The sequence below is a fragment of the Aeromonas sp. genome (assembly GCF_051657805.1).
Classification (GTDB): Bacteria; Pseudomonadota; Gammaproteobacteria; order Enterobacterales; family Aeromonadaceae; genus Aeromonas.
Map to the genome: position 1 here is coordinate 241,507 of NZ_JBOFLJ010000061.1, position 19,034 is coordinate 260,540.

Annotated in this window: 15 protein-coding genes; 3 read left to right on the plus strand and 12 right to left on the minus strand. The window is 64.6% G+C overall.

The window, feature by feature from the left end; translation table 11 throughout:
• Window positions 1-17 precede the first annotated feature (17 nt).
• The 9 genes from ACRCYW_RS19870 to ACRCYW_RS19910 all read right to left on the minus strand — a co-directional run bounded on the left by ACRCYW_RS19870 (window position 18) and on the right by ACRCYW_RS19910 (window position 9,382).
• Entirely contained in the window at window positions 18-1,241 is a 1,224-nt protein-coding gene (locus ACRCYW_RS19870) for a type II secretion system F family protein (protein WP_438551720.1), read from the minus strand.
• Window positions 1,242-1,244: 3 nt separating this feature from the next.
• Complete coding sequence (gene mshE, locus ACRCYW_RS19875; RefSeq protein WP_438551721.1) at window positions 1,245-2,957, minus strand: MSHA fimbrial ATPase MshE; 1,713 nt, start codon at window positions 2,955-2,957, stop codon at window positions 1,245-1,247.
• A gap of 29 nt (window positions 2,958-2,986) precedes the next feature.
• On the minus strand, window positions 2,987-4,153 hold the full coding sequence (locus tag ACRCYW_RS19880) for a tetratricopeptide repeat protein (RefSeq protein WP_438551722.1): 1,167 nt from the start codon (window positions 4,151-4,153) through the stop codon (window positions 2,987-2,989).
• Entirely contained in the window at window positions 4,150-5,040 is an 891-nt protein-coding gene (locus ACRCYW_RS19885; RefSeq protein WP_438551723.1) for an ExeA family protein, read from the minus strand. The genes ACRCYW_RS19880 and ACRCYW_RS19885 overlap by 4 nt, the downstream gene beginning before the upstream one ends.
• Before the next feature lie 133 nt (window positions 5,041-5,173).
• Window positions 5,174-6,850, minus strand: coding sequence for a pilus (MSHA type) biogenesis protein MshL (gene mshL, locus ACRCYW_RS19890; protein WP_438551724.1), 1,677 nt, complete (start codon window positions 6,848-6,850; stop codon window positions 5,174-5,176).
• Between the two features lie 70 nt (window positions 6,851-6,920).
• Entirely contained in the window at window positions 6,921-7,250 is a 330-nt protein-coding gene (locus ACRCYW_RS19895) for a SctD/MshK family protein (protein ID WP_438551725.1), read from the minus strand.
• Between the two features lie 28 nt (window positions 7,251-7,278).
• Window positions 7,279-7,926 (minus strand): MSHA biogenesis protein MshJ, encoded by a 648-nt coding sequence (locus ACRCYW_RS19900; RefSeq protein WP_438551726.1) that lies wholly within the window; start codon window positions 7,924-7,926, stop codon window positions 7,279-7,281.
• Entirely contained in the window at window positions 7,926-8,519 is a 594-nt protein-coding gene (locus ACRCYW_RS19905) for a PilN domain-containing protein (RefSeq protein WP_438551727.1), read from the minus strand. Before ACRCYW_RS19905 ends, ACRCYW_RS19900 begins: the two co-directional genes overlap by 1 nt.
• The gene (locus ACRCYW_RS19910) at window positions 8,519-9,382 is read right to left on the minus strand and encodes an MSHA biogenesis protein MshI (protein ID WP_438551728.1); all 864 of its coding nucleotides are present in this window, start codon (window positions 9,380-9,382) and stop codon (window positions 8,519-8,521) included. The genes ACRCYW_RS19905 and ACRCYW_RS19910 overlap by 1 nt, the downstream gene beginning before the upstream one ends.
• Before the next feature lie 69 nt (window positions 9,383-9,451).
• Between ACRCYW_RS19910 and ACRCYW_RS19915 the strand changes: the two genes are divergently transcribed.
• A complete protein-coding gene (locus ACRCYW_RS19915; RefSeq protein WP_438551729.1) occupies window positions 9,452-10,387 on the plus strand; it encodes a 1-aminocyclopropane-1-carboxylate deaminase/D-cysteine desulfhydrase in 936 nt (311 codons plus the stop codon).
• 52 nt (window positions 10,388-10,439) lie between these two features.
• On the opposite strand, the gene ACRCYW_RS19920 is transcribed toward ACRCYW_RS19915, so the two are convergent.
• Window positions 10,440-12,368, minus strand: a complete 1,929-nt coding sequence (locus ACRCYW_RS19920; RefSeq protein ID WP_438551730.1) for an EAL domain-containing protein — start codon at window positions 12,366-12,368, stop codon at window positions 10,440-10,442.
• Between the two features lie 509 nt (window positions 12,369-12,877).
• Here ACRCYW_RS19920 and ACRCYW_RS19925 point away from each other — a divergent pair.
• Together ACRCYW_RS19925 and ACRCYW_RS19930 are read left to right on the plus strand one after the other, a co-directional pair.
• Window positions 12,878-14,410: an EAL domain-containing protein gene (locus ACRCYW_RS19925; RefSeq protein WP_438551731.1), complete on the plus strand. Its 1,533-nt coding sequence runs from the start codon at window positions 12,878-12,880 to the stop codon at window positions 14,408-14,410.
• A gap of 161 nt (window positions 14,411-14,571) precedes the next feature.
• A complete protein-coding gene (locus tag ACRCYW_RS19930) occupies window positions 14,572-15,663 on the plus strand; it encodes a calcium:proton antiporter (protein WP_438551732.1) in 1,092 nt (363 codons plus the stop codon).
• Window positions 15,664-15,781: 118 nt separating this feature from the next.
• Here the strand turns inward: ACRCYW_RS19930 and hutH are convergent, their stop codons facing one another.
• Together hutH and hutU are read right to left on the minus strand one after the other, a co-directional pair.
• Window positions 15,782-17,314 (minus strand): histidine ammonia-lyase, encoded by a 1,533-nt coding sequence (hutH, locus tag ACRCYW_RS19935; protein ID WP_438551733.1) that lies wholly within the window; start codon window positions 17,312-17,314, stop codon window positions 15,782-15,784.
• 1 nt (window position 17,315) lies between these two features.
• Window positions 17,316-19,019, minus strand: coding sequence for a urocanate hydratase (hutU, locus tag ACRCYW_RS19940; protein ID WP_438551734.1), 1,704 nt, complete (start codon window positions 19,017-19,019; stop codon window positions 17,316-17,318).
• Window positions 19,020-19,034: the final 15 nt, after the last annotated feature.

A 19,034-nucleotide genomic window follows, 5' to 3' on the forward strand; every position in this document is an offset into this window, starting at 1 on the left:
TCTCCGACAGAGGGCCGTTACGAACCGCCACGAACGGCCCGCATCATGTCCCACATGGGCGTAAAGATGCCGAGCGCCAGGATCAAGACCATGACGGCCACTATGCCGATCAGGATGGGTTCGATACGGGCGGTGAGGCTCTTGAGGTCATAGTCCACCTCCCGCTCGTAATATTCCGCCGCCTCGTGCAGCAGGTCGTCCACCTGGCCCGTCTCCTCTCCCACGGCGATCATCTGCATCACCAGTGGGGTGAACAGGCCGCTGGCCCCTGCGGTGCGCAGCAGGCTCTCCCCCCGCTCTATGCCAGCCCGCATGTCGCGGATCTGGCCCGCCATCCAGGCGTTGTCCACCGCATCCGCGACCAGGGTCAGCGCCTGATTGAGCGGCACCCCCGCCTTGAGCATCATGGAGAAGCTGCGGGCGAAGCGCGCCAGCAGGGAGCGCTCTATGATGGTGCCGACGATGGGCAGCCTGAGCTGCCATCTGTGCCAGGTCAGCTTGCCGTTTGTCGTGGCGACCCAACGCCGCCAGCCGACCACGACCCCCACCAGGATGGCGAGCAGCAGCCACCAGTAGTGAACGAAGAAGTGGGAGGTGGCGAGCAGGATCCGTGTCGCGAGCGGCAGCTCCACCCCGAACTTGGCAAACATGTTGGCGAACACCGGGATCACCATGATGTTGAGGATCACCATGGCGACGGCGATGGCCATCATCACGAAGCTGGGATAGCGCATGGCGGTCTTGATCCGCTTGCGGGTCTCCAGCTCCAGATCGAAATAGTTGGCGAGCTGCAGGAAGGCCTCCTCCAGCTGACCCGTGTTCTCCCCCACGTGGATGATGGAGACGAAGAGGCTGCTGAACACCTTGGGATGAGACTGCATGGCGTTCGACAGGGGGCGACCGTTGCCAAGATCCTCCCCCAGGGCGTGGAGCGCCCGCTTCAGCGGCTTGCTGTGGGTGCTCTCCTCCAGCCCGGCGATGGCCCGCAGTATGGGGATGCCGGCCCGGGTCAGGGCGTACATCTGGCGGCTGAACACCACCAGCTCCTCGAGCCTGACGTTGCCCTCCAGCAGCAATGACCAGTCGATGCTGGCGGATTTTGCCCGGCCCGGTTTGAGCTCGGTCGGCATCACGCCGCGGCGCATCAGTTGCTCGGCGGCGGCCATCTCGCTCGCCGCCTCCAGGGTGCCGTTCACGGCATTGCCCTGGCTGTCCCGTCCCTTGTAGTTGAAGCTGCCCATGGCTTAACCGAGATCCTCCGCGAGCCTGAGCACCTCGTCCACCGAGGTGATCCCTTCGCGGGCATAGTCCAGCGCCGTCAGGGCCAGGGGCCGGTAGTGCTCGTGCTCCCGCGCCGCCCGGGCAAAGCCTTCCGCATCGTTGCGACGCAATGCATCCATCATGGGTTGATCCAGCTCCAGCAGCTCGTAGACCCCGATCCGGCCGGAATACCCGGTGAAGTTGCAGCTCTGGCAGCCGCGCCCCTTGTGATAGACGTGCTGGCCCGGGGCCTCCCCGGAGAGCACGGAGAGCCAGGTGGCCTGCCCCTCGTCCGGTGCGCTCACCTCGACGCAGTGCTCGCACAGCCGCCGCACCAGGCGCTGGGCCACCACGGCCCGCAGCGCGCTCGCCACCAGATAGCCGGGGGCCCCCATGTCGATGAGGCGCAGGGCGCTGGTCACCGCATCGTTGGTGTGCAAGGTAGTCAGCACCAGGTGGCCGGTGATGGCGCCGCGCAGGCCTATCTCCACCGTCTCGTTGTCCCGCATCTCCCCCACCAGCAGGATGTCCGGATCCTGACGCAGGGTGGATCTCAGCACCTGGGAGAAGGTGAGGCCTATCTTGGGATTGACCTGCACCTGGTTGATCCTGGGAAGCCGATACTCCACCGGGTCTTCCACCGTGATGATCTTGTGGCTCGCCTGATTGAGCTCGGACAGCGCACCGTAAAGCGTCGTGGTCTTGCCGCTGCCGGTGGGGCCCGTCACCAGTATCATGCCGTGGGGGCGTTTGAGCTGACGACGGAAGCGCGCCAGGATCGCCGGCGGCATGCCGGTCTCGGCCAGCGACAAGATTCCGGAGGATTGATCCAACAGACGCATCACCACGGATTCCCCGTACTGCACCGGCATGGTGGACAAGCGCACGTCCACGTCGCGCCCGCGCACCTTCATGTTGAAGCGGCCATCCTGGGGCAGCCGCTTCTCCGAGATGTCGAGCCCGGCCACCAATTTCAGGCGCAGCACCAGCGCCTGGGCGATGCGCACCTCGTTCAACACGTTCTCGTGCAGGATGCCGTCGATACGCTGGCGGATGCGCAGCACCTTCTCGTCCGGCTCGATATGGATGTCCGAGGCTCCCACCTGCACCGCGTCCTCGAACAGGGAGCGAAGCAGCTTGGCCACCGTCGCCTCCCCCTCGTCGGCCCCGCCGTTGAGGTTGCTGGCCCCCAGCTCGAAGCCGGTGTCCTGATGCTCCTCGTGCAGCTGCACCGCGAAGTTCTCGATCTCCCGGGTACGGCGATAGAGGCGGTCGAAATACTCCAGCAGCTGGCCTTCCCGCGCCACCGCGAGCACCAGCTCCCGCGGGCTCAGCAGGCCGGCGATAGCGTCGAGGGCGCTGAGATCCGCGGGATCTGACATGGCCACCGTCACCCTGTTGTCGCTCTGGTTCACCGCCAGCGCCCGGTAGCGACGTGCCTGCACCTCGGGCAACAGAGCCACGGCGGCGGCATCTATGGTGAGGTTGTTGAGATCGAAGAAGGGCACGTCCAGCTGGCGGGCGAGGAATTGCAGCAGCTGCACCTCGCTGATGAAGCCGAGATCGATGAGGGTGGTCCCCAGCTTGCGGCCGGTCTGGCGCTGCTGCTGCAGGGCGAGCTGGAGCTGGTCATCGGAGATGATCTGCTCTTGCACCAGCAGGTCGCCGAGCCGCATTTTCAGTCTGGGTTGTGCCATGGCTACTCCGAAAAAGTGAACACAGCCCCTCAGGGGGCGAGTTGGGCGATGCGCTGATCCAGCCACTGGCTGGATGCCTCGCCGAGGTTGCCGTGCAGCTGGGCGTTGCGATAGGCATCCAGCGCCTGCTGGCGATGACCCTGGCCATCTTCCGCCACGCCGAGGCCGAGCCACCAGCGGCCCTGATCCGGCTGCTGACGCAGCAGCCTGACGTAGAGATCCGCCGCCTTGGCATTCTGTCCCAGCTCCTGGGTCAGCCCGGCCCAGGTGGCGTAGTAGTCGAGGTTGGCGGCGAGTTCGGGCTGATAACCCGCCAGCCAGTCCAGCGCCTTCTGGCGATCACCGGCGCTGATGGCCACCCGGGCCAGCAGCAGGCGGAAATCCGCCTGTTGAGGCTCCAGTCTGAGCCCCTCCTCCAGCACCTGGTTCGCCTCGTTCAGGCGTCCCTCTCCATAGAGCAGCGCCGCCAGCTGCTCGCGGGCCCCCTGGTTGTGGGGATCGTGGGCCAGCACCTGGTAGTAGTTGTCCTGGGCCCCCCGCATATCGCCCTTGGCCAGGGCTGTGGTCGCCTTGCGCTCGGACAGGGCCGCCAGCTCTGGCTCGGAGAGATCCACCTGCTCAATCTTGAGCACCCCGGGCTTGCGGGGCGGGGTGGCCGCTGCCCGCTCTGCCGCGAGCTCGGCCTGCAGATCCGGCTGCAACTCCTCGTCGCTCGGGATGACCTCCCCGGCCATCTGCTCCTCCCCGGCGGGGTCAAACACCTCGTCCGATGGGGGGAGCGCCTCGTCGGCGGCCTCGTTGATGTCGGCTTCGTCCATGTCGGCCCGGGGCGTCACCAGGGCAAGGGCAGCAGGGGAAGCGGACTCTTTTTCTGGCTCCGGTTGGGCGACCAGGCTGGCCGCCGCCGACACCGGCAAAACCACCGGCGTTTCGGCAGCCGAAGGCGCTGATTTCGAAGGATTCACGGCACTGACGGGCCGAGAAACCTCGGTCGAGACAGTGGCAGTCTCTGCCTGATGGCTCTGTTGCCAGTAGATCCAGGTGCGCCAGCCGAGGATGCCGAGCGCCAGCCCGCACATCAGGGTCAATACCAGCATCCACCAGCCTTGCTGGCGAGGGGGTGCCACGTAGACGGCGGTTCCCTCCCCGGGTTGACGCCGTTCCAGATCCTTGAGCATCTGATTGATCACGCTCATGACCAGACTCCATAAGCCAGGGCTCCGCCCAGCAGCAACAACAGCGGCCACCAGCGGATGAATGGGAAATGGCTGGCGTCCTCGGTATCCCGGATGGCGAGGCGCACCAGCTTGCCGTCTATCTGCCGCTCGCCCCGGCCGTAGGCCAGCATCAGGCACTTCTGGGCCAGCACATTGATGAGGCGCGGCACCCCGCGGGACGCACGCCACAGCTGGCGCAGGGCGCGGCGACCAAACAGGGATGCCCCGCGATAGCCGGACATCTGCAGCCTGTGCTCCACATAGGCACGGGTCTCATCGAGACGCAGGGCCCGCAGGCAGTAGGAGAAACCGATGCGCTGACGCAGCTGGCGCAGATGGGGCTTGGCCAGGCGGGCATCCAGCTCGGGCTGACCGAACAGCACGATCTGCAGCAACTTGCAGGACTCCGTCTCCAGGTTGCCGAACAGGCGGATCGCCTCCAGGGTCTCGTCCGGCAGGGCTTGGGCCTCGTCGATCAGCACCACCACCCGCTGCCCCTGCTGGTGCAGGGCGATGAGGTGGCGGTGGATGCGATCGGTGAGATCCAGCTCGCTGCCATCCCGCACCGCCAGTCCCAGTTCCAGCGCCAGGGCGATGCGCAGCTCGGCGGGGCTGAGGTGGGGGTTCGGCAGCCAGGCCAGGCGCACGGGCCGCTGCTCCGACCCCAGCTCGGTCAAGAGCTTGCGGCACAGCAGCGTCTTGCCGGTGCCCACCTCGCCGGTCACCTTGATGAAGCCCTCTCCCTGATCCAGCGCCCAGTTCAGCACCTGCAGGGCCTCCTCGTGAGGGGGCAGGCCGTAGTAGAGGCTGGTGTTCGGAGTGAGGCCAAAGGGCGCCTCCCGCAAGCCGAAGTGGCTCAGGTACATAAGACCTCCCCGCCCCCATCACGACCGGCGCCGTTCAGGCCAAAGGCGTTCCCCCGCAAGCCGAGGTGACTCAGGTACATCAGGCCTCCCGAAGCAGGGAGGCATGGGGATCAAGCCGCAGCACGCTCATGGCTTAGCCCTTGGGGGGATACCACTTGTCGAGCAGCTCGGAAGAGCGCTGCAACTCGTTCTGCCAGGTCCCCTTCTCCACCACGGTCGGCTTGAGCATGATCACCAGCTCCACCTTCTTGGTGCTCTCCCGGCGGTTGGTGAAGGCCTCGCCGACCCAGGGAATATCCCCGAGCAGGGGCACCTTGCTGATGATCTCCTGCTTGTCGGTCTTCATCAGGCCGCCGATGACGACGATGTCGCCGTTGTTGGCCTGCACCACGGTATCCGACTCGCGGATGGAGCTCTTGGCCAGCGGCAGCACCAGGGGATCGGCGGTGCCGACGTTGATGGTCTTGCTCTGCTCCTCGGTGTCGATGACCGAGGGGTGAATGTGCAGCAGCACCCGCCCTTGCTCGTCGATCTGCGGCGTCACGTCCAGGGCTATGCCGGAGAAGAAGGGGGTCAGCTCCACGTTGGGGGTGACGATGGGAGCCGAGTTGCCCGAGGTGGTGGTGGTGGTGGAGGCGTTGGTGACGAAGTACTCGTCCGTCCCCACCTTGATCACCGCCTTCTGGTTGTTGGTCGCGGTGACGCGCGGGCTCGACAGAGTGTTCACGTCCCCCTGGGTCTTGAGCAGGTTGACCGCCACGTTGAAGTTGCCGTCCGAGATGGTGAAGCCGGCGCCGCCCCCCAGGGCCCGGAAGATCTGGTTCGGAGTGCTGGCGATGGGGCTGTTCATCAGGGAACCGCCGCCCGTGATCCCCTTGCCCCCATCCCAGCTGGCGGAGAGACCGCTCCAGTCCACCCCCTGCTCGTAGCCTTCGTTGAGGGAGACCTCGAGGATCCGCGCCTCCAGCACCACCTGGCGCTTGAGGTGCTCGCCGGACTGATCCAGGAACTCGCGCACCGCCTTGAGCTCCTTGGGATAGGCCCGCACCGTCACCAGGCCCGCCTGGGGGCTGGTGATGATGGCGCGGCCCTCGCCGTTCCCGATCAGGGTCTGCAGGGAGTCCCGCAGATCGGTCCAGTAGTCGTTGTTGCTGTCCGTCTCGATCCGGGTGCCGTTGCTGTTGGTGTTGTTGTCACCGTTGGAGGAGGAGCCGAAGTTGTTGTTGCCGTTATTGTTGTTCAGGCCGTTGTCGAAGTTGTTGTTATTGCCGTTATTGTTGTCGTTCGCGGTCACGCCGCCGGTGCTGACCGAGGTACGGGAGAGACCGCGACGGGCCATCATCAGGTAGTTGACCGGTATGGTCTCGGTACGCAGGCCGGCCGGGTAGACGTGGAACACGTTGCCCTTGCGCTGCACGTCAAAGCCGTACATGTCCCCCACCGTGGCCAGCGCCTCCTGCAGGGTCACGTCCTTGAGCTCCACCGAGATGGAGCCCGCCACCCCGGGATGCACCGCCACGCTGTAGCGGGAGCCCTTGAACAGGGAGCCGAAGAACTCGACCGCATCCACGTCGTGGGCCGCGATCCGCAGCCGTTTCTCGGGGATGGCCATGGGCTGCTGGGGGCGGTTGAGCTGCAACAGTTCGCTTTGCACCGATGGCGGCAAGGTGGTCAGAGGGGCGGTCGGGGTCTGCTCCGCCATGGCCTGCTTGAGAGCATCCTTGGCCTGCACCGGCTCAGGGTGCCTGTAGGTCGTGCAACCCGCCACCGCCAACGCGAGGGGAAGCAGACAGAAATGGTGTTTTTTCATGTTATTAACGCACCTGACTCGCAATTAAACTCGGACAAACCGGCCCACGACATCCCGCGCTGGGCCTACTTCAGATTCTGATCTTGCTGCCAAACAGGGTCAGCGACTGGCGCTTGCCCCCCTTCTCCAGCACCACGGAATCGGTGCTGATGGCCACCAGCTGATAACCCTCTATCCGCTGGCCGACGCGATAACTCTGGCCGTTGAGCACCGCCAGCGCCGGCCCGTTGCCGATGATGATGCTCTGCAGCCTCGGCACACCGGCCGTGGCCGACTGGCCCGCCCCCTTGCCGGCGCTCATCCCCGCCAGGGGGGCCGTCGGATCCTGCAGCACCTCGGCCTGGGCCAAAGGGCTCAGCAGACAGGCCCACAGCAGACACCAGGCAGAGCCCGGCATCATTTGAATGTTGTTTTTACTTATCAGCCTGTTAGCCACGGATAAACTCCTTGCTGGTGCTGAGGGTGTAGATCTCCATCGTCACCGCGGCCCTGGGGTGCTCGACCACTCTGTAGTCAAATCCCTGCCAGTAGAAGTGGCGGGGCAGCGCCTCCAGCGCCTTCAGATACTGGTAGACATCGAAATAGCCCCCCTCCAGCTGGAGGCGGATCCCGTGCCTGAACAGGTTGACCTTCTGCTCCCCCGCCATCAGGGGCTCGGGCTTGAGAGAGGTCAGCGCCAGCATGTGCAGGTTGGCGGAGCGGGACAGCAGGGCCTCCAGCACGGCGGGCATCTCCCGGGCCGGGATCAGGTCCACGGTCTGGGCCTTGAGCTCCCCATCCAGCCTGGCGAGATCCGCGTCCACCCGCCCCAGCTGTTCCCTTACCTGGGCGTTGGGATCCCGCGCCAGCCTGGCCTGCTTGCCCTGATTCTCAAGATCCAGGATCTCCAGATCCCGCTGGGCGGCCGTCAAGGCGGCGCGATCCTGGCTCAGACGCGTGTCGGCGTCATCCAGCCAGCCGTAGATGCCTGCGGCGCCGATGAGCACCAGCCCGGTCAGCAGGATCAGCACTCGTTCCCGCAAACTGAGGGCGGCCACTCTCTGGGTCCACTCCTGCCACTGCGCTTTCAACTCCATCAGGGCTTCTCCTGCTCGATGCCGCTGAGCTGGAAGGCCAGCTGGCCCTCCTTGTTCCGGCTCAGGGTCAGCTCACCGAACTGCTTGCCGGCCAGGGACGGCGTCTGTTTGAAACGGTTCACCCAGGCGGGCACATCCTGACTGCGCTCGGTGAAGCCGGAGAGGTTGATGTGCCCCTCGTTGATCTCGATCCGCTGCAGGGAGAGACGGGTGTCCCGCAGGCGGGCGAGATCCGCCATCAGGCCCGCATACCCCTGGGATTTTTGCAGGGAGAGGCTGCCAAGCTGCTGCATCAGCCCCTGTCTCGCGCTCAGCTCCTCCTGCTTGTTGACCAGTTGCTGCCGCAGCTGGTCGTCGGCCTGATGGCGGGCCAGCTCGGCGTCCAGGCGCTGAGCCTCGCCCCGTTTGACGTCGAGGGCGGCGCGCAACTGTCCCAGCTCGCGGCTGACCCCCTGCTGTTGCCAGCCATAGAAGGCCGCGACGACGAGCAGCAGCAGCAGGGCTCCACCCCAGGCCAGCGCCATCTGATTGAGGCTGGCCCACTGACGCTTGGGTCTGAATTCGGCTCCGTAGAGGTTGATATGACGCTTCATCACTCGCTCCTGCCCAGGGCGGCGCCGTAAGCCGAGAGGTACTCAACCCCGGCCAGGACCGCCTTGTTGGCCATGGCAGACACAGGGAAGCCGAATGCCTGCTCCAGGTGGCGCACCAGAGTGCCGATGAAGGAGGAGGCGATGGCGAGCTGCATCTGCCCCGGTTCCGGCAACTTGAGTTGACCGGCGAGATAGTCGATGGAGCGCTGGATCTCGAGGGCCAGCCCATCGAGCAGCCCGGGATCCGGCTCCTGACCGCCGGCGAGGCAGCCAAAGCCGCGCAACTGGCGGGAGAAGCAGAGCCCCCCCTGATGGAACACCAGCAGCTGCAGATCCTGACCCTTGGGTTGCCAGAGCAGGATGCGTACCGTCTGATCCGCCTCGTACAGCGCCGTCATGGCCAGCTCGTCGCTGACGATGGCCTCCAGTTGTGCCACCCCGTTGACCGCATCCGCCAACTGCTGCACCCGGCTCTTGGGCAGGCAGATCACGTTGACCCTGGGCCGGCCCGCCGGGGGCGTCGGCAGATCCACATAGTCCATGGCGAGTTGCAGCACGGGTTCGTTGACGAAATCCTTGATGGCCCAGGGCAGGGCTCCGGCCATCTCGGCATCGGGCACGGCGGGCTTGTCGATCTGGATCTGTTGATAAAGGCTGGCGGCCAGCGCCACCCGCACCTTAGACTTGGCCAGCCCATGCTGGCCGAACAGCTCGCCCATGGCCTGGGGCCAGTCGTGGGGGCCGTTGATGGCACGGCTGGTGAAGAGGGGGCGTGGCTCTACACAGGCCAGCAGGATGCGATCGCTGGCCAACAGGAGTCCGACCTGATGGCTGGGAGACGAACGACGGAAGAGAGATTTCATCGAGACCGGCACCTGGCTGCGTGAAACGGATTAAACCTTAACATAAACAGGCGATTAGCCTCCATATTTATGACAAACGATGCATGGCTGGCCATGGCGCCGCCCCAGACCGACGATCCCCTCATCCCCTCGCCGCTGCACCCGATCCGGCATCCCTTGCTGGATGCGTACGGAGTCAAACTCTGGTGCAAACGGGACGATCTGATCCACCCGACCCTCTCCGGCAACAAGTGGCGCAAGCTCAAATATCATCTGCTGCAGGCCAGGAAAGAGGGGAAAGATCACCTGCTCTCATTCGGTGGTGCCTATTCCAATCACATCCATGCGCTGGCGGCGGCAGGTCACCGGGCCGGGCTGAGCACCACGGGCATCATACGCGGTGAAGCCGGCACCGTCAGCAATTCCACCCTGAGTGCGGCCAGAGAATGGGGCATGACGCTGCACTTCGTGGACAGGCAGAGCTACCGGCGGCGCCAGGATCCCGAGTGGCTGGCCCAGTTCGAGGCCCCCCATACCCTGATAGTCCCCGAGGGGGGCAGCAGCCCGCTCGCCGTACCCGGCGTGGCCGAGCTGGTAGCCGAGGTGCCCTTCTCGCCGGATCTCTGGGTGCTGCCCTGCGCCAGTGGTGGCACCCTGGCGGGACTGGTCGCGGGCAAACGGGAGACGGAACAGATACTGGCCATCGCCGTGCTCAAGGGGGGCGCCTTCATCCATGACGAGGTGTGCCGGCTGTATCCCCAAGCTGCCAGCACGACCGGCTGGCGCATCGCGCTGGATCACCACGACGGCGGTTATGCCAGGTTCAGCCAGGCCATGTGGCAGTGGGTGCAATCTTTTAGCGCAGAGACGGGTCTGCCCCTCGAGCCCATCTACAGCGGCAAGGCGATGTGGGGGCTGTTTCGGGAGTTGGCGGCGGGCAGGATCCCCCCTGGCAGCGAGATCGTCTTCATCCACACCGGCGGCCTGCAGGGGTTGGCGGGGCTGAGGGAGCAGGGCCGGATCTGACGGGGCTCATCAGGGCTTACTCCCCAGGTGCGGGCGGCCCCAAACGCCAGGCTCAGGTGCCGGCCGCCTCCGCCGGCAGGCGCTGCGGCTCGGCGAACCAGGGCCCCTGCCCCGCGTGCACCCCGAGGTGGCGCAGCATCTTCCACTCGTCGCCGCTCTCCACCCCCACCGCAATCACCCGGGTCTGGGTGTTGGCGCAGCCTCCCACCAGGCTGCGTACCGCCATCTGGTTCACCTGACGCAGGTGGATCTCCCGCACCAGGCTGGGGTGCAGCCTGAGGAAGTTGATCTCGAACTCCTTGATGTACTGGGTACTCACCACGTCCTGGCCTGCATGATCGATGGCCAGCTGGCAACCCAGCATGCGCAGCGCCCGCAGCGGCCGCTTGAGGGCCTCATAGTGACGGGTCACCTGAGCCTCCGACAGCTGCAACACCAGGGTCTCATTGGTGCTGCGGGGCAACTGGAACAGGTCGAAGAAGAGCTCGCGCTGGAACTCCCGATTGAGCAGGCTCTGGGCGCAGAGGGACAGGCTGATGGGGCTGCCCCCCTCAGGACGCTGACGCAGCAGGCGCAGGGTGCGGGCGACCACCAGCTTGTCCAGGGGCAGCAAGAGCCCGGCCTTCTCCGCCATGGGCATGAAGACACCCGCCTGCAGCTCCCGCTCCTGCTCATCCTGGATGCGGATCAGCAGCTCCTGCTGCAGGATCACCTGATCCTGCTCCTGCTGTACCGGCTGCAGATAGAAGTGGACCCCCTGCTCCTCGATGCGGCGGGTGATCAGGGTGCGCCAGCGCACCGTCCCCTTGCTGCTCCCCTCCTCATCCAGGGATTTCTCGTACAGGAACCAGCCGCTGTGCCCCTGCAGCCGCGCACTCTTGAGCGCCAGCTCCGCCTCTTCCTGCACCTTGAGCAGCGAATCCTGCGCCTGATAGCAGACGGCCCCGAGATAGATGGCGGTCTCGACATTGACCGCCTCCGGCCAGTGCAGGCGTTGCAGGCTCTTGAGCAGCTGGCTGGCACCGTCGACCATCTCGCTCTCGGACATGTTGGGCAGCAGCACGGCGAACACCTGGCCGGCATAGCGGGCCTGCAGGGCACCGCTGTGCTTGCGCACGAAGGCGGCGATGGAGGCGCTCGCCTCCATCAGCAGATCCTGGCTGGGCCGTCCCGCCAGCTCGGGATCCAGCTCCTCCAGACCAGCCAGCTCGATCAGCATGACACCGCCGCTGATCACGCTCGCCTCCATTATGGCGCTCTCCAGCCGGTTGTCGAAGAACAGGCGATTGCCGATGCCGGTCACCTTGTCGACGAAGGCGTTGCTACGGATGAAGTTGTCGAAGCGGCTGCGCTCCTTGCGGGCATCCGCCAGCTCCGCCAGCAGATGGTTGAGTGCCTGGCTGGCGGAGGCGGGCCACTCGTCGGCCGGATCGTGCGCCAGCTTGGTGAGCTTGCCGTCCAGAATGAGCTGGGCTCGATCGGCCAGGAGTTCGGCCCCCCGCAGTTGCAGGCGCAGCCAGCGAATGGAGTACCAGAGCCCGAACACCACTATGGTGATCCCGAGGGAGATGCCGGACATGGCCTGCATGGAGTATTCGAACTCCTTGAACGGTCGCTCCAGCTTGAAGTCGGCCCGCATGCCCGCCTGGTTGGGGATCGCCTTGCTGTAGGGGATCAGCAGACTCTCGTCGGTCTGTTGCTGCACATCGCGAAACCAGTAGACCCGCTGCTTGTCCTGACGGATCTCCAGCTCCACCACGTGGGAGGCGCGCAGCAGGGAGGGCAGCCAGCGGGCCAGATCCTGGGGATCGTCGGCAGCGCCCACCTGCTTGTCGATGATCTCCACCAGCGAGTCGACCCGGTTCTGCTGCAGCTCCATCCCCATCTGACGAAAGCTGAACACCCCGCCGAGCAGCACCATGGTCATGGCCGAGATCACGCACAGGGTGATAAAGGAGACGAGTTGAGTGGTCAGTTTCATGTGCCTTTCCGTAGCCGACAGCATCCATTAGGGCATCATGGTATCAGCCTTGGTCAAAACCCGCCTATGGATGAAGATCCCGCTTCTGCAAATAAGCGGCAACGGGCGTCGTGCCCGGGGAATGCAATGACCAAACGGGGAGAGGAAATGGGCCGGAAAATGGCGGAGAGTGGCGCGCGGGCAGAAAAATGGTCCCGCAGAGGGGACCAAAAGAAACACTCAATATCAAAACTAACACTCTGTGCTACTGACAAAAATAGATACAGGAGTATTGAACACACGGTGAGTCAAACCGCACGGCTACTCTAAACCAGTTCGGATAAGCTGAACAATTGTCACTTATGACAGGTTCACGATTGAATCTTAAGCATTCATTATCACTAAATCAGAATTTATCAATGACTTAGCAATTAAACACTTAAAGGTTTTTTGCATTTATCAAATCGAAACAGCTAATGAACTATGATGGTCCGCCTCGACGCCTCGCCCCCATGTTCAACAGGTATGTTTTGAAACGATTCTCTTCCCTCTGGATCAGCCTGCTGCTGTTCGTGCTTCCCATCCTCGTCGGCCTCTCCCTGAATCAACTGACGGGCAGCCTGCTGGCACAGCATCTGCTGCACAAGAAACGGAGCGAGATCGAGGCTGCCATGAACGATCGCCAGCTGGCGCTGGAGCGGAGCATGGGCGACCAGATGGCCCACTTCGCCTTCGACTGTGGCGAGCGGGACATGATACTGCTGCGGGATCCCAAGCATTACAGCCGTTACATCCGGCTGCAGGGGGTGAAGCTGGCTTCGGGCAAGGGGTGCTCCAGCCTGGGACCGGATCTGCCGCTCTTCGATGCCGACAATCTACCCGACCCCGGTCTGGACACCACAGGCCTGACCGCCACCGAGCAGGATTTCAATACCGAGCAGGAGCTGGTCATCTTCTCCAAGCACCAGGGCCACCTCGCCTACTGGGTGCTGAGCAACAGCTGGAGCCACACCATTCTGGAGAAACCCTGCCTCGACTGTTTCTACCTCGAGCTCATTCCCCTGGTGCCAGGCCTCTCCCGCCAGGAGCTCTTCCCCCGGGGTGACAAGCGCATCAAGGAGGAGGCCGACAGCCTGAGCCTGAGCTTCACCCCCATCTCCAGCCAGCTCCAGCAGACCCTGTGGGCGGGGCGGGCGCTGCAGAAATATGCCCAGAACAAGGCCAGACGGGACACCTTCTGGATTGGCGGAGCCCTGGGGCTCCTGCTGCTCGTCGGTTACTGGCTCCATCGCAACTACAGACGCTCTCTCAAGGGACTGATCTATCGCGGCCTTGCCCGCCAGGAGTTCGTGCCATTCTATCAGGCCGTCGTCGACAGCCGGACCCGGGCTGTGGTCGGCTTCGAGGCGCTGCTGCGTTGGGAGCGCGAGAATGCGTTCACGCCACCCGGCGCCTTCATCGCCTACGCGGAGGAGCAGGGGCTGATACTGCCGATGACGGAGCAGTTGCTGGAGAAGATCATCGCCGATCTTCCCCACCTGGCCCCCCAGCAGTGGGTCAGCGTCAACCTGGTGGCGGCCCACCTCGAGCACCCGCACCTGCGCAGCCAGCTGCAGCGCCATGACTGGCCGTCCCCGACCAGACTCACCTTCGAACTGACCGAGCGCGAGCCCATACTGGATATCCAGGCCGCCATCAGCGAGATCACCCTGCTGCAGGAAAAGGGATACCACTTCAAGCTGGACGACTTTGGCACCGGCTATGGGGGCTTTGCCTACCTGCAGCGCCTCGGCATCCGCCAGTTCAAGATCGACAAGATGTTCATCGACACCATAGGCACCGACGATCCCAAGCGCAATCTGCTGGAGGCCATCATTGCCTTCGGCCTCAAGTCGAGCATGGAGATGATCGCCGAAGGGGTCGAGACCCAGGAGCAGGTCGACTATCTCGCCCACCGTGGCGTGTACCTCATCCAGGGTTATCTGTTCGCCCGCCCCATGCCCCTGCGCGACCTGCTGCCCTGGCTGCAGGCTCAGACGGCGGCTCCGCATTCGGCGGGATGAGTCGCGGCAGGGCACCAGATCGGCAGGCTGATACCGGTCCCGCCGGAAAAATGGTGTGACCTGCCGGCAACTACCCTTATCATGTGCGGATTCGCCATGGTCCATGACGGACTGTCCTGTCCCCGTCGGCATCCGCCGACCCGAGATGAGAACTACCGCCTATGAAGTCATTTATCCGGCAAGAGCTTGCCCTGCCCGTCAGCCTGCTGGCCCTGCTGTTCTTCAAGACGCAAGGCAGCGACCTGCTGACGGAGGCCACCCCCCTTGCCATCTATCTACCGGTCTCCCTGGCCCTGCTCGCCATCGTCACCTGGGCCATCTTCTCCGTCGTGCGCCACTCCGATGCCCTGGCCATCAAGCTGGGTGAACCCTTCGGTACCCTGATCCTGACTCTGTCGGTCATCTCGCTGGAAGTGGTGATGATCTCCTCCGTCATGCTGACCGGCGAGCCCAATCCCGAGATGGCGCGAGACACCATGTTCGCCGTGGTGATGCTGGTCACCAACGGCCTGGTGGGCTTCACCCTGCTGTTCGGGGGCTGGCGCTACCACACCCAGAGCTTCAATCTGGATGGGGTGAAGTCCTATCTGGTGGCCATCATCCCCCTGGCCCTGCTCTGCCTGGTGCTGCCGAACTTCACCGAAGGGGGCGACCTTGGCAGCATGTCCCGCCCCATGTCCTGGATGCTGATCATCATCTCGGTGCTGCTCTACGGCGTCTTCCTGCTGATCCAGACCCGCAGCCACAGCCACTTCTTCGTCGACAGCGATCACGAGGATCACGAAGAGCACCACGGCCCGCTGCAGAGCAACGTCTACCACACCCTGCTGCTGCTCGCCTATCTGGTGGTGGTGATCCTGCTGGCCAAGACCCTCGCCATCCCCATCAACTACGGGGTCCACGTGATGGACGCCCCGGCGGCCCTGGGTGGCTTCATCGTCGCCTGTATCGTGTTGGCGCCCGAGGCAGTCGGCGCCATCAAGGCGGCGTTCAACAACCAGTTGCAGCGCGCCATGAACCTCTATTTCGGATCCGTGCTGGCCACCATAGCGCTCACGGTACCGGCCGTGCTGTTCATCGGTGCCATGATGGGGCAGGAGGTGCGCCTCGGCCTCTCAGCCGCCGACATGGTGCTGCTCATCACCACCCTCATGGTCTGCAAGGTGACCTTCAGCAGCGGTCGCACCAATGCCCTGCACGGTGCCACCCACCTGGTGCTGTTCGTGGTCTATCTGTTCCTGATGTTCGAATAAGCCTAGCGAGTCACGACCGTCAATCGAAACGAAAAGACCGCCCCTCGGGGCGGTCTTTTGTTATGGGGCCAAATAACCTCCCTTCACCCCCTGTTGCAAGGGAAGAGGGGAAGGAAACCTAGAGGCTGGGCAGCACCCCGGCCGGGATCAGATCGTTGTAGCTGGCACGGCCCAGCAGGGCGGCGGCGGCCTCGATATCCGGTGCGAAGTATCTGTCCTTGTCGTAGAAGCTGACCTCATCCCGCAGCCGGCCCTTGGCCAGCTCGACGAGTTCGGTGCTGCGCAGGGGGGCACGGAAGTCCAGCCCCTGGGCCGCCGCCAGCAACTCCACCGCCAGGATGCCGCGGGTGTTCTCGGCCATGTCTGCCAGACGGCGACCGGCGAAGGTGGCCATGGAGACGTGATCCTCCTGGTTCGCCGAGGTGGGCAGGCTGTCCACCGAAGCCGGGTGGGCCAACGTCTTGTTCTCGGAGGCCAGCGCCGCCGAAGTGACCTGGGCGATCATGAAGCCGGAGTTGACCCCGCCGTTGTTGACCAGGAAGGCGGGCAAGCCGGACATGCGGGAGTCGATGAGTAGGGCCATGCGACGCTCAGACAAGGAGCCGATCTCGGCGATGGCCAGGGCCAGGTTGTCGGCGGCGAAGGCCACGGGCTCGGCGTGGAAGTTGCCGCCGGAGAGGATCTCCTCGTCATCGGCAAACACCAGGGGGTTGTCGGAGACCGCGTTGGCCTCGCACACCAACACCTCGGCGGCCTGACGGATCTGGGTCAGGCAGGCCCCCATCACCTGGGGCTGGCAGCGTAGGGAGTAAGGATCCTGCACCTTCTCGCAGTTGTGGTGGGACATGCCGATCTCGCTGCCATCCACCAGCAGGTGGCGATAGCAGGCGGCCGCATCGATCTGGCCACGTTGGCCGCGCACCGCGTGAATGCGGGCATCGAACGGACGGCGGCTGCCGAGCGCCGCCTCCACGCTCATGGCACCTATGGTGATGGCGCCGGCGTAGAGATCCTCGGCGTGGAACAGCCCCTCCAGCGCGAACGCCGTGCTGGCCTGGGTGCCGTTCAGCAGGGCCAGCCCCTCTTTCGGTGCCAGGGAAATAGCCTCCAGCCCGGCAATGCGCAAGGCGGTGACGGCGTCGATAAGCTCACCCTTGTGACGGGCCTTGCCCTCCCCGATCAGCAGGCAGCTCATATGGGCCAGTGGCGCCAGATCGCCGGAGGCGCCGACGGAGCCCTTCTTCGGCACAACCGGGTAAACCTCGGCATTGATGAGCCGCATCAGGGCCTGCAGCACCTCCAGCCGGATACCGGAGAAACCGCGAGCGAGGGAGTTGACCTTGAGCACCATCATCAGCCGCACGGTGGCGTCATCCATGTACTCGCCGATCCCCGCCGCGTGGGACAGCACTATGGAGCGCTGCAGCTCGTCGAGCTGCTCCACCGGGATCCGGGTGTTCGCCAGCAGGCCGAAACCTGTGTTGATGCCGTAGACAACGCGGTTCTGCTCGATCACCTTGGTCACCACGGCCGCCGAGGCCTCGATGGCGGGTCTCGCGGACGGATCCAGGCTGATATGGACCGGCTCGCGGCTGACGCGGCGTAGGGTGGCGAGGGTCAGCTCGCCGGGCAGCAGATTGAGTTCAAACATCTTATTTCACTCCTTTGCCGGCAGCCGCCAGCATGGGCAAGTCTAGTTTCGCCTTATGGGCACAGTCGATGGCAATCTCGTAACCCGCATCCGCGTGGCGCATCACGCCGGTGGCCGGATCGTTGCGCAGCACCCGGCCGACCCGTTTGGCGGCGTCATCCGTGCCGTCGCAGACGATGACCACGCCGGAGTGTTGGGAGAAGCCCATGCCCACGCCGCCGCCGTGATGCAGGGAGACCCAGGTCGCCCCGCCGGCTGTGTTGAGCAGGGCGTTGAGCAGGGGCCAGTCGGAGACCGCATCGGAACCGTCCATCATGGATTCCGTTTCGCGGTTCGGGCTCGCCACCGAGCCGGAGTCCAGGTGATCGCGACCGATGACCACGGGGGCCTTCAGCTCGCCGTTTTTGACCATCTCGTTGAAGGCGAGGCCGAGGCGCACTCGATCCTTGACCCCGATCCAGCAGATCCGCGCCGGCAGGCCCTGGAAGGCGATGCGCTCACGGGCCATGTCGAGCCAGTTGTGCAGGTGGGGATCGTCCGGGATCAACTCCTTGACCTTCTGATCCGTCTTGTAGATGTCTTCCGGATCGCCGGACAGGGCCACCCAACGGAAGGGGCCTATACCCTCGCAGAACAGCGGGCGGATATAGGCGGGCACGAAGCCGGGGAAGTCGAAGGCGTTCTTCACCCCCTCCTCCAGGGCCATCTGGCGGATGTTGTTGCCGTAATCCAGGGTCGCGGCGCCGCGGCTTTGCAGGGTCAGCATGGCTTCCACCTGACGGGCCATGGAGTGGCGGGCGGCCACGTTTACTTCCTGAGGCGCGGTTTTTTGCAGCTCGCGCCACTGGGAGACGCTCCAGCCCTGGGGCAGGTAGCCGTGGATGGGGTCATGGGCTGAGGTCTGATCGGTCACCACGTCCGGGGTGATGCCACGGGCCACCAGCTCGGCGAACACATCGGCGGCGTTGCCGAGCAGGCCGACGGAGACGGCGGTGCCGTTACGCTTGGCCTCCTCGACCAGGGCCAGCGCCTCATCCAGGCTGTGGGCCTTCTTGTCCACATAGCGGGTCTTCAAGCGAAAATCGATGCGGGTCTCGTCGCATTCCACCGCGATCATGGAAAAGCCCGCCATGGTCGCGGCCAGGGGCTGGGCGCCGCCCATGCCGCCGAGGCCACCGGTCAGGATCCAGCGACCCGCCGGCTTGCCGTCGAAGTGCTGGTTCGCCACCGCGAAGAAGGTCTCGTAGGTGCCCTGCACTATCCCCTGGGTGCCTATGTAGATCCAGGATCCGGCGGTCATCTGGCCGTACATCATCAAGCCCTTCTTATCGAGCTCGTTGAAGTGCTCCCAGTTCGCCCAGTGGGGCACCAGGTTGGAGTTCGCGATCAGCACCCGGGGCGCATCCTTGTGGGTCTGGAACACCCCGACCGGCTTGCCGGATTGCACCAGCAGGGTCTGATCCTCCTCGAGCCGGGTCAGCACCTCGACGATCTTGTCGTAACAGGCCCAGTTGCGGGCGGCGCGGCCTATGCCGCCGTACACCACCAGAGACTGGGGATGCTCTGCCACCTCGGGATCCAGGTTGTTCATTAACATCCGCAGGGGCGCCTCGGTGAGCCAGCTCTTGGCGGTGAGCGCGGTGCCGCGCGGCGCGCGGATGATCCGATTGGGATCGTGGCGGGGATCCTGGTGTTGCTGGGACATATACACTCCTTGTTT

Coding starts and splice junctions, on each gene's coding strand:
- ACRCYW_RS19870 (WP_438551720.1), bottom strand. CDS start 1,241: ATGGGCAGCTTCAACTACAAGGGACGGGACAGCCAGGGCAATGCCGTG.
- mshE (WP_438551721.1), bottom strand. CDS start 2,957: ATGGCACAACCCAGACTGAAAATGCGGCTCGGCGACCTGCTGGTGCAA.
- ACRCYW_RS19880 (WP_438551722.1), bottom strand. CDS start 4,153: ATGAGCGTGATCAATCAGATGCTCAAGGATCTGGAACGGCGTCAACCC.
- ACRCYW_RS19885 (WP_438551723.1), bottom strand. CDS start 5,040: ATGTACCTGAGCCACTTCGGCTTGCGGGAGGCGCCCTTTGGCCTCACT.
- mshL (WP_438551724.1), bottom strand. CDS start 6,850: ATGAAAAAACACCATTTCTGTCTGCTTCCCCTCGCGTTGGCGGTGGCG.
- ACRCYW_RS19895 (WP_438551725.1), bottom strand. CDS start 7,250: ATGATGCCGGGCTCTGCCTGGTGTCTGCTGTGGGCCTGTCTGCTGAGC.
- ACRCYW_RS19900 (WP_438551726.1), bottom strand. CDS start 7,926: ATGGAGTTGAAAGCGCAGTGGCAGGAGTGGACCCAGAGAGTGGCCGCC.
- ACRCYW_RS19905 (WP_438551727.1), bottom strand. CDS start 8,519: ATGAAGCGTCATATCAACCTCTACGGAGCCGAATTCAGACCCAAGCGT.
- ACRCYW_RS19910 (WP_438551728.1), bottom strand. CDS start 9,382: ATGAAATCTCTCTTCCGTCGTTCGTCTCCCAGCCATCAGGTCGGACTC.
- ACRCYW_RS19915 (WP_438551729.1), top strand. CDS start 9,452: ATGACAAACGATGCATGGCTGGCCATGGCGCCGCCCCAGACCGACGAT.
- ACRCYW_RS19920 (WP_438551730.1), bottom strand. CDS start 12,368: ATGAAACTGACCACTCAACTCGTCTCCTTTATCACCCTGTGCGTGATC.
- ACRCYW_RS19930 (WP_438551732.1), top strand. CDS start 14,572: ATGAAGTCATTTATCCGGCAAGAGCTTGCCCTGCCCGTCAGCCTGCTG.
- hutH (WP_438551733.1), bottom strand. CDS start 17,314: ATGTTTGAACTCAATCTGCTGCCCGGCGAGCTGACCCTCGCCACCCTA.
- hutU (WP_438551734.1), bottom strand. CDS start 19,019: ATGTCCCAGCAACACCAGGATCCCCGCCACGATCCCAATCGGATCATC.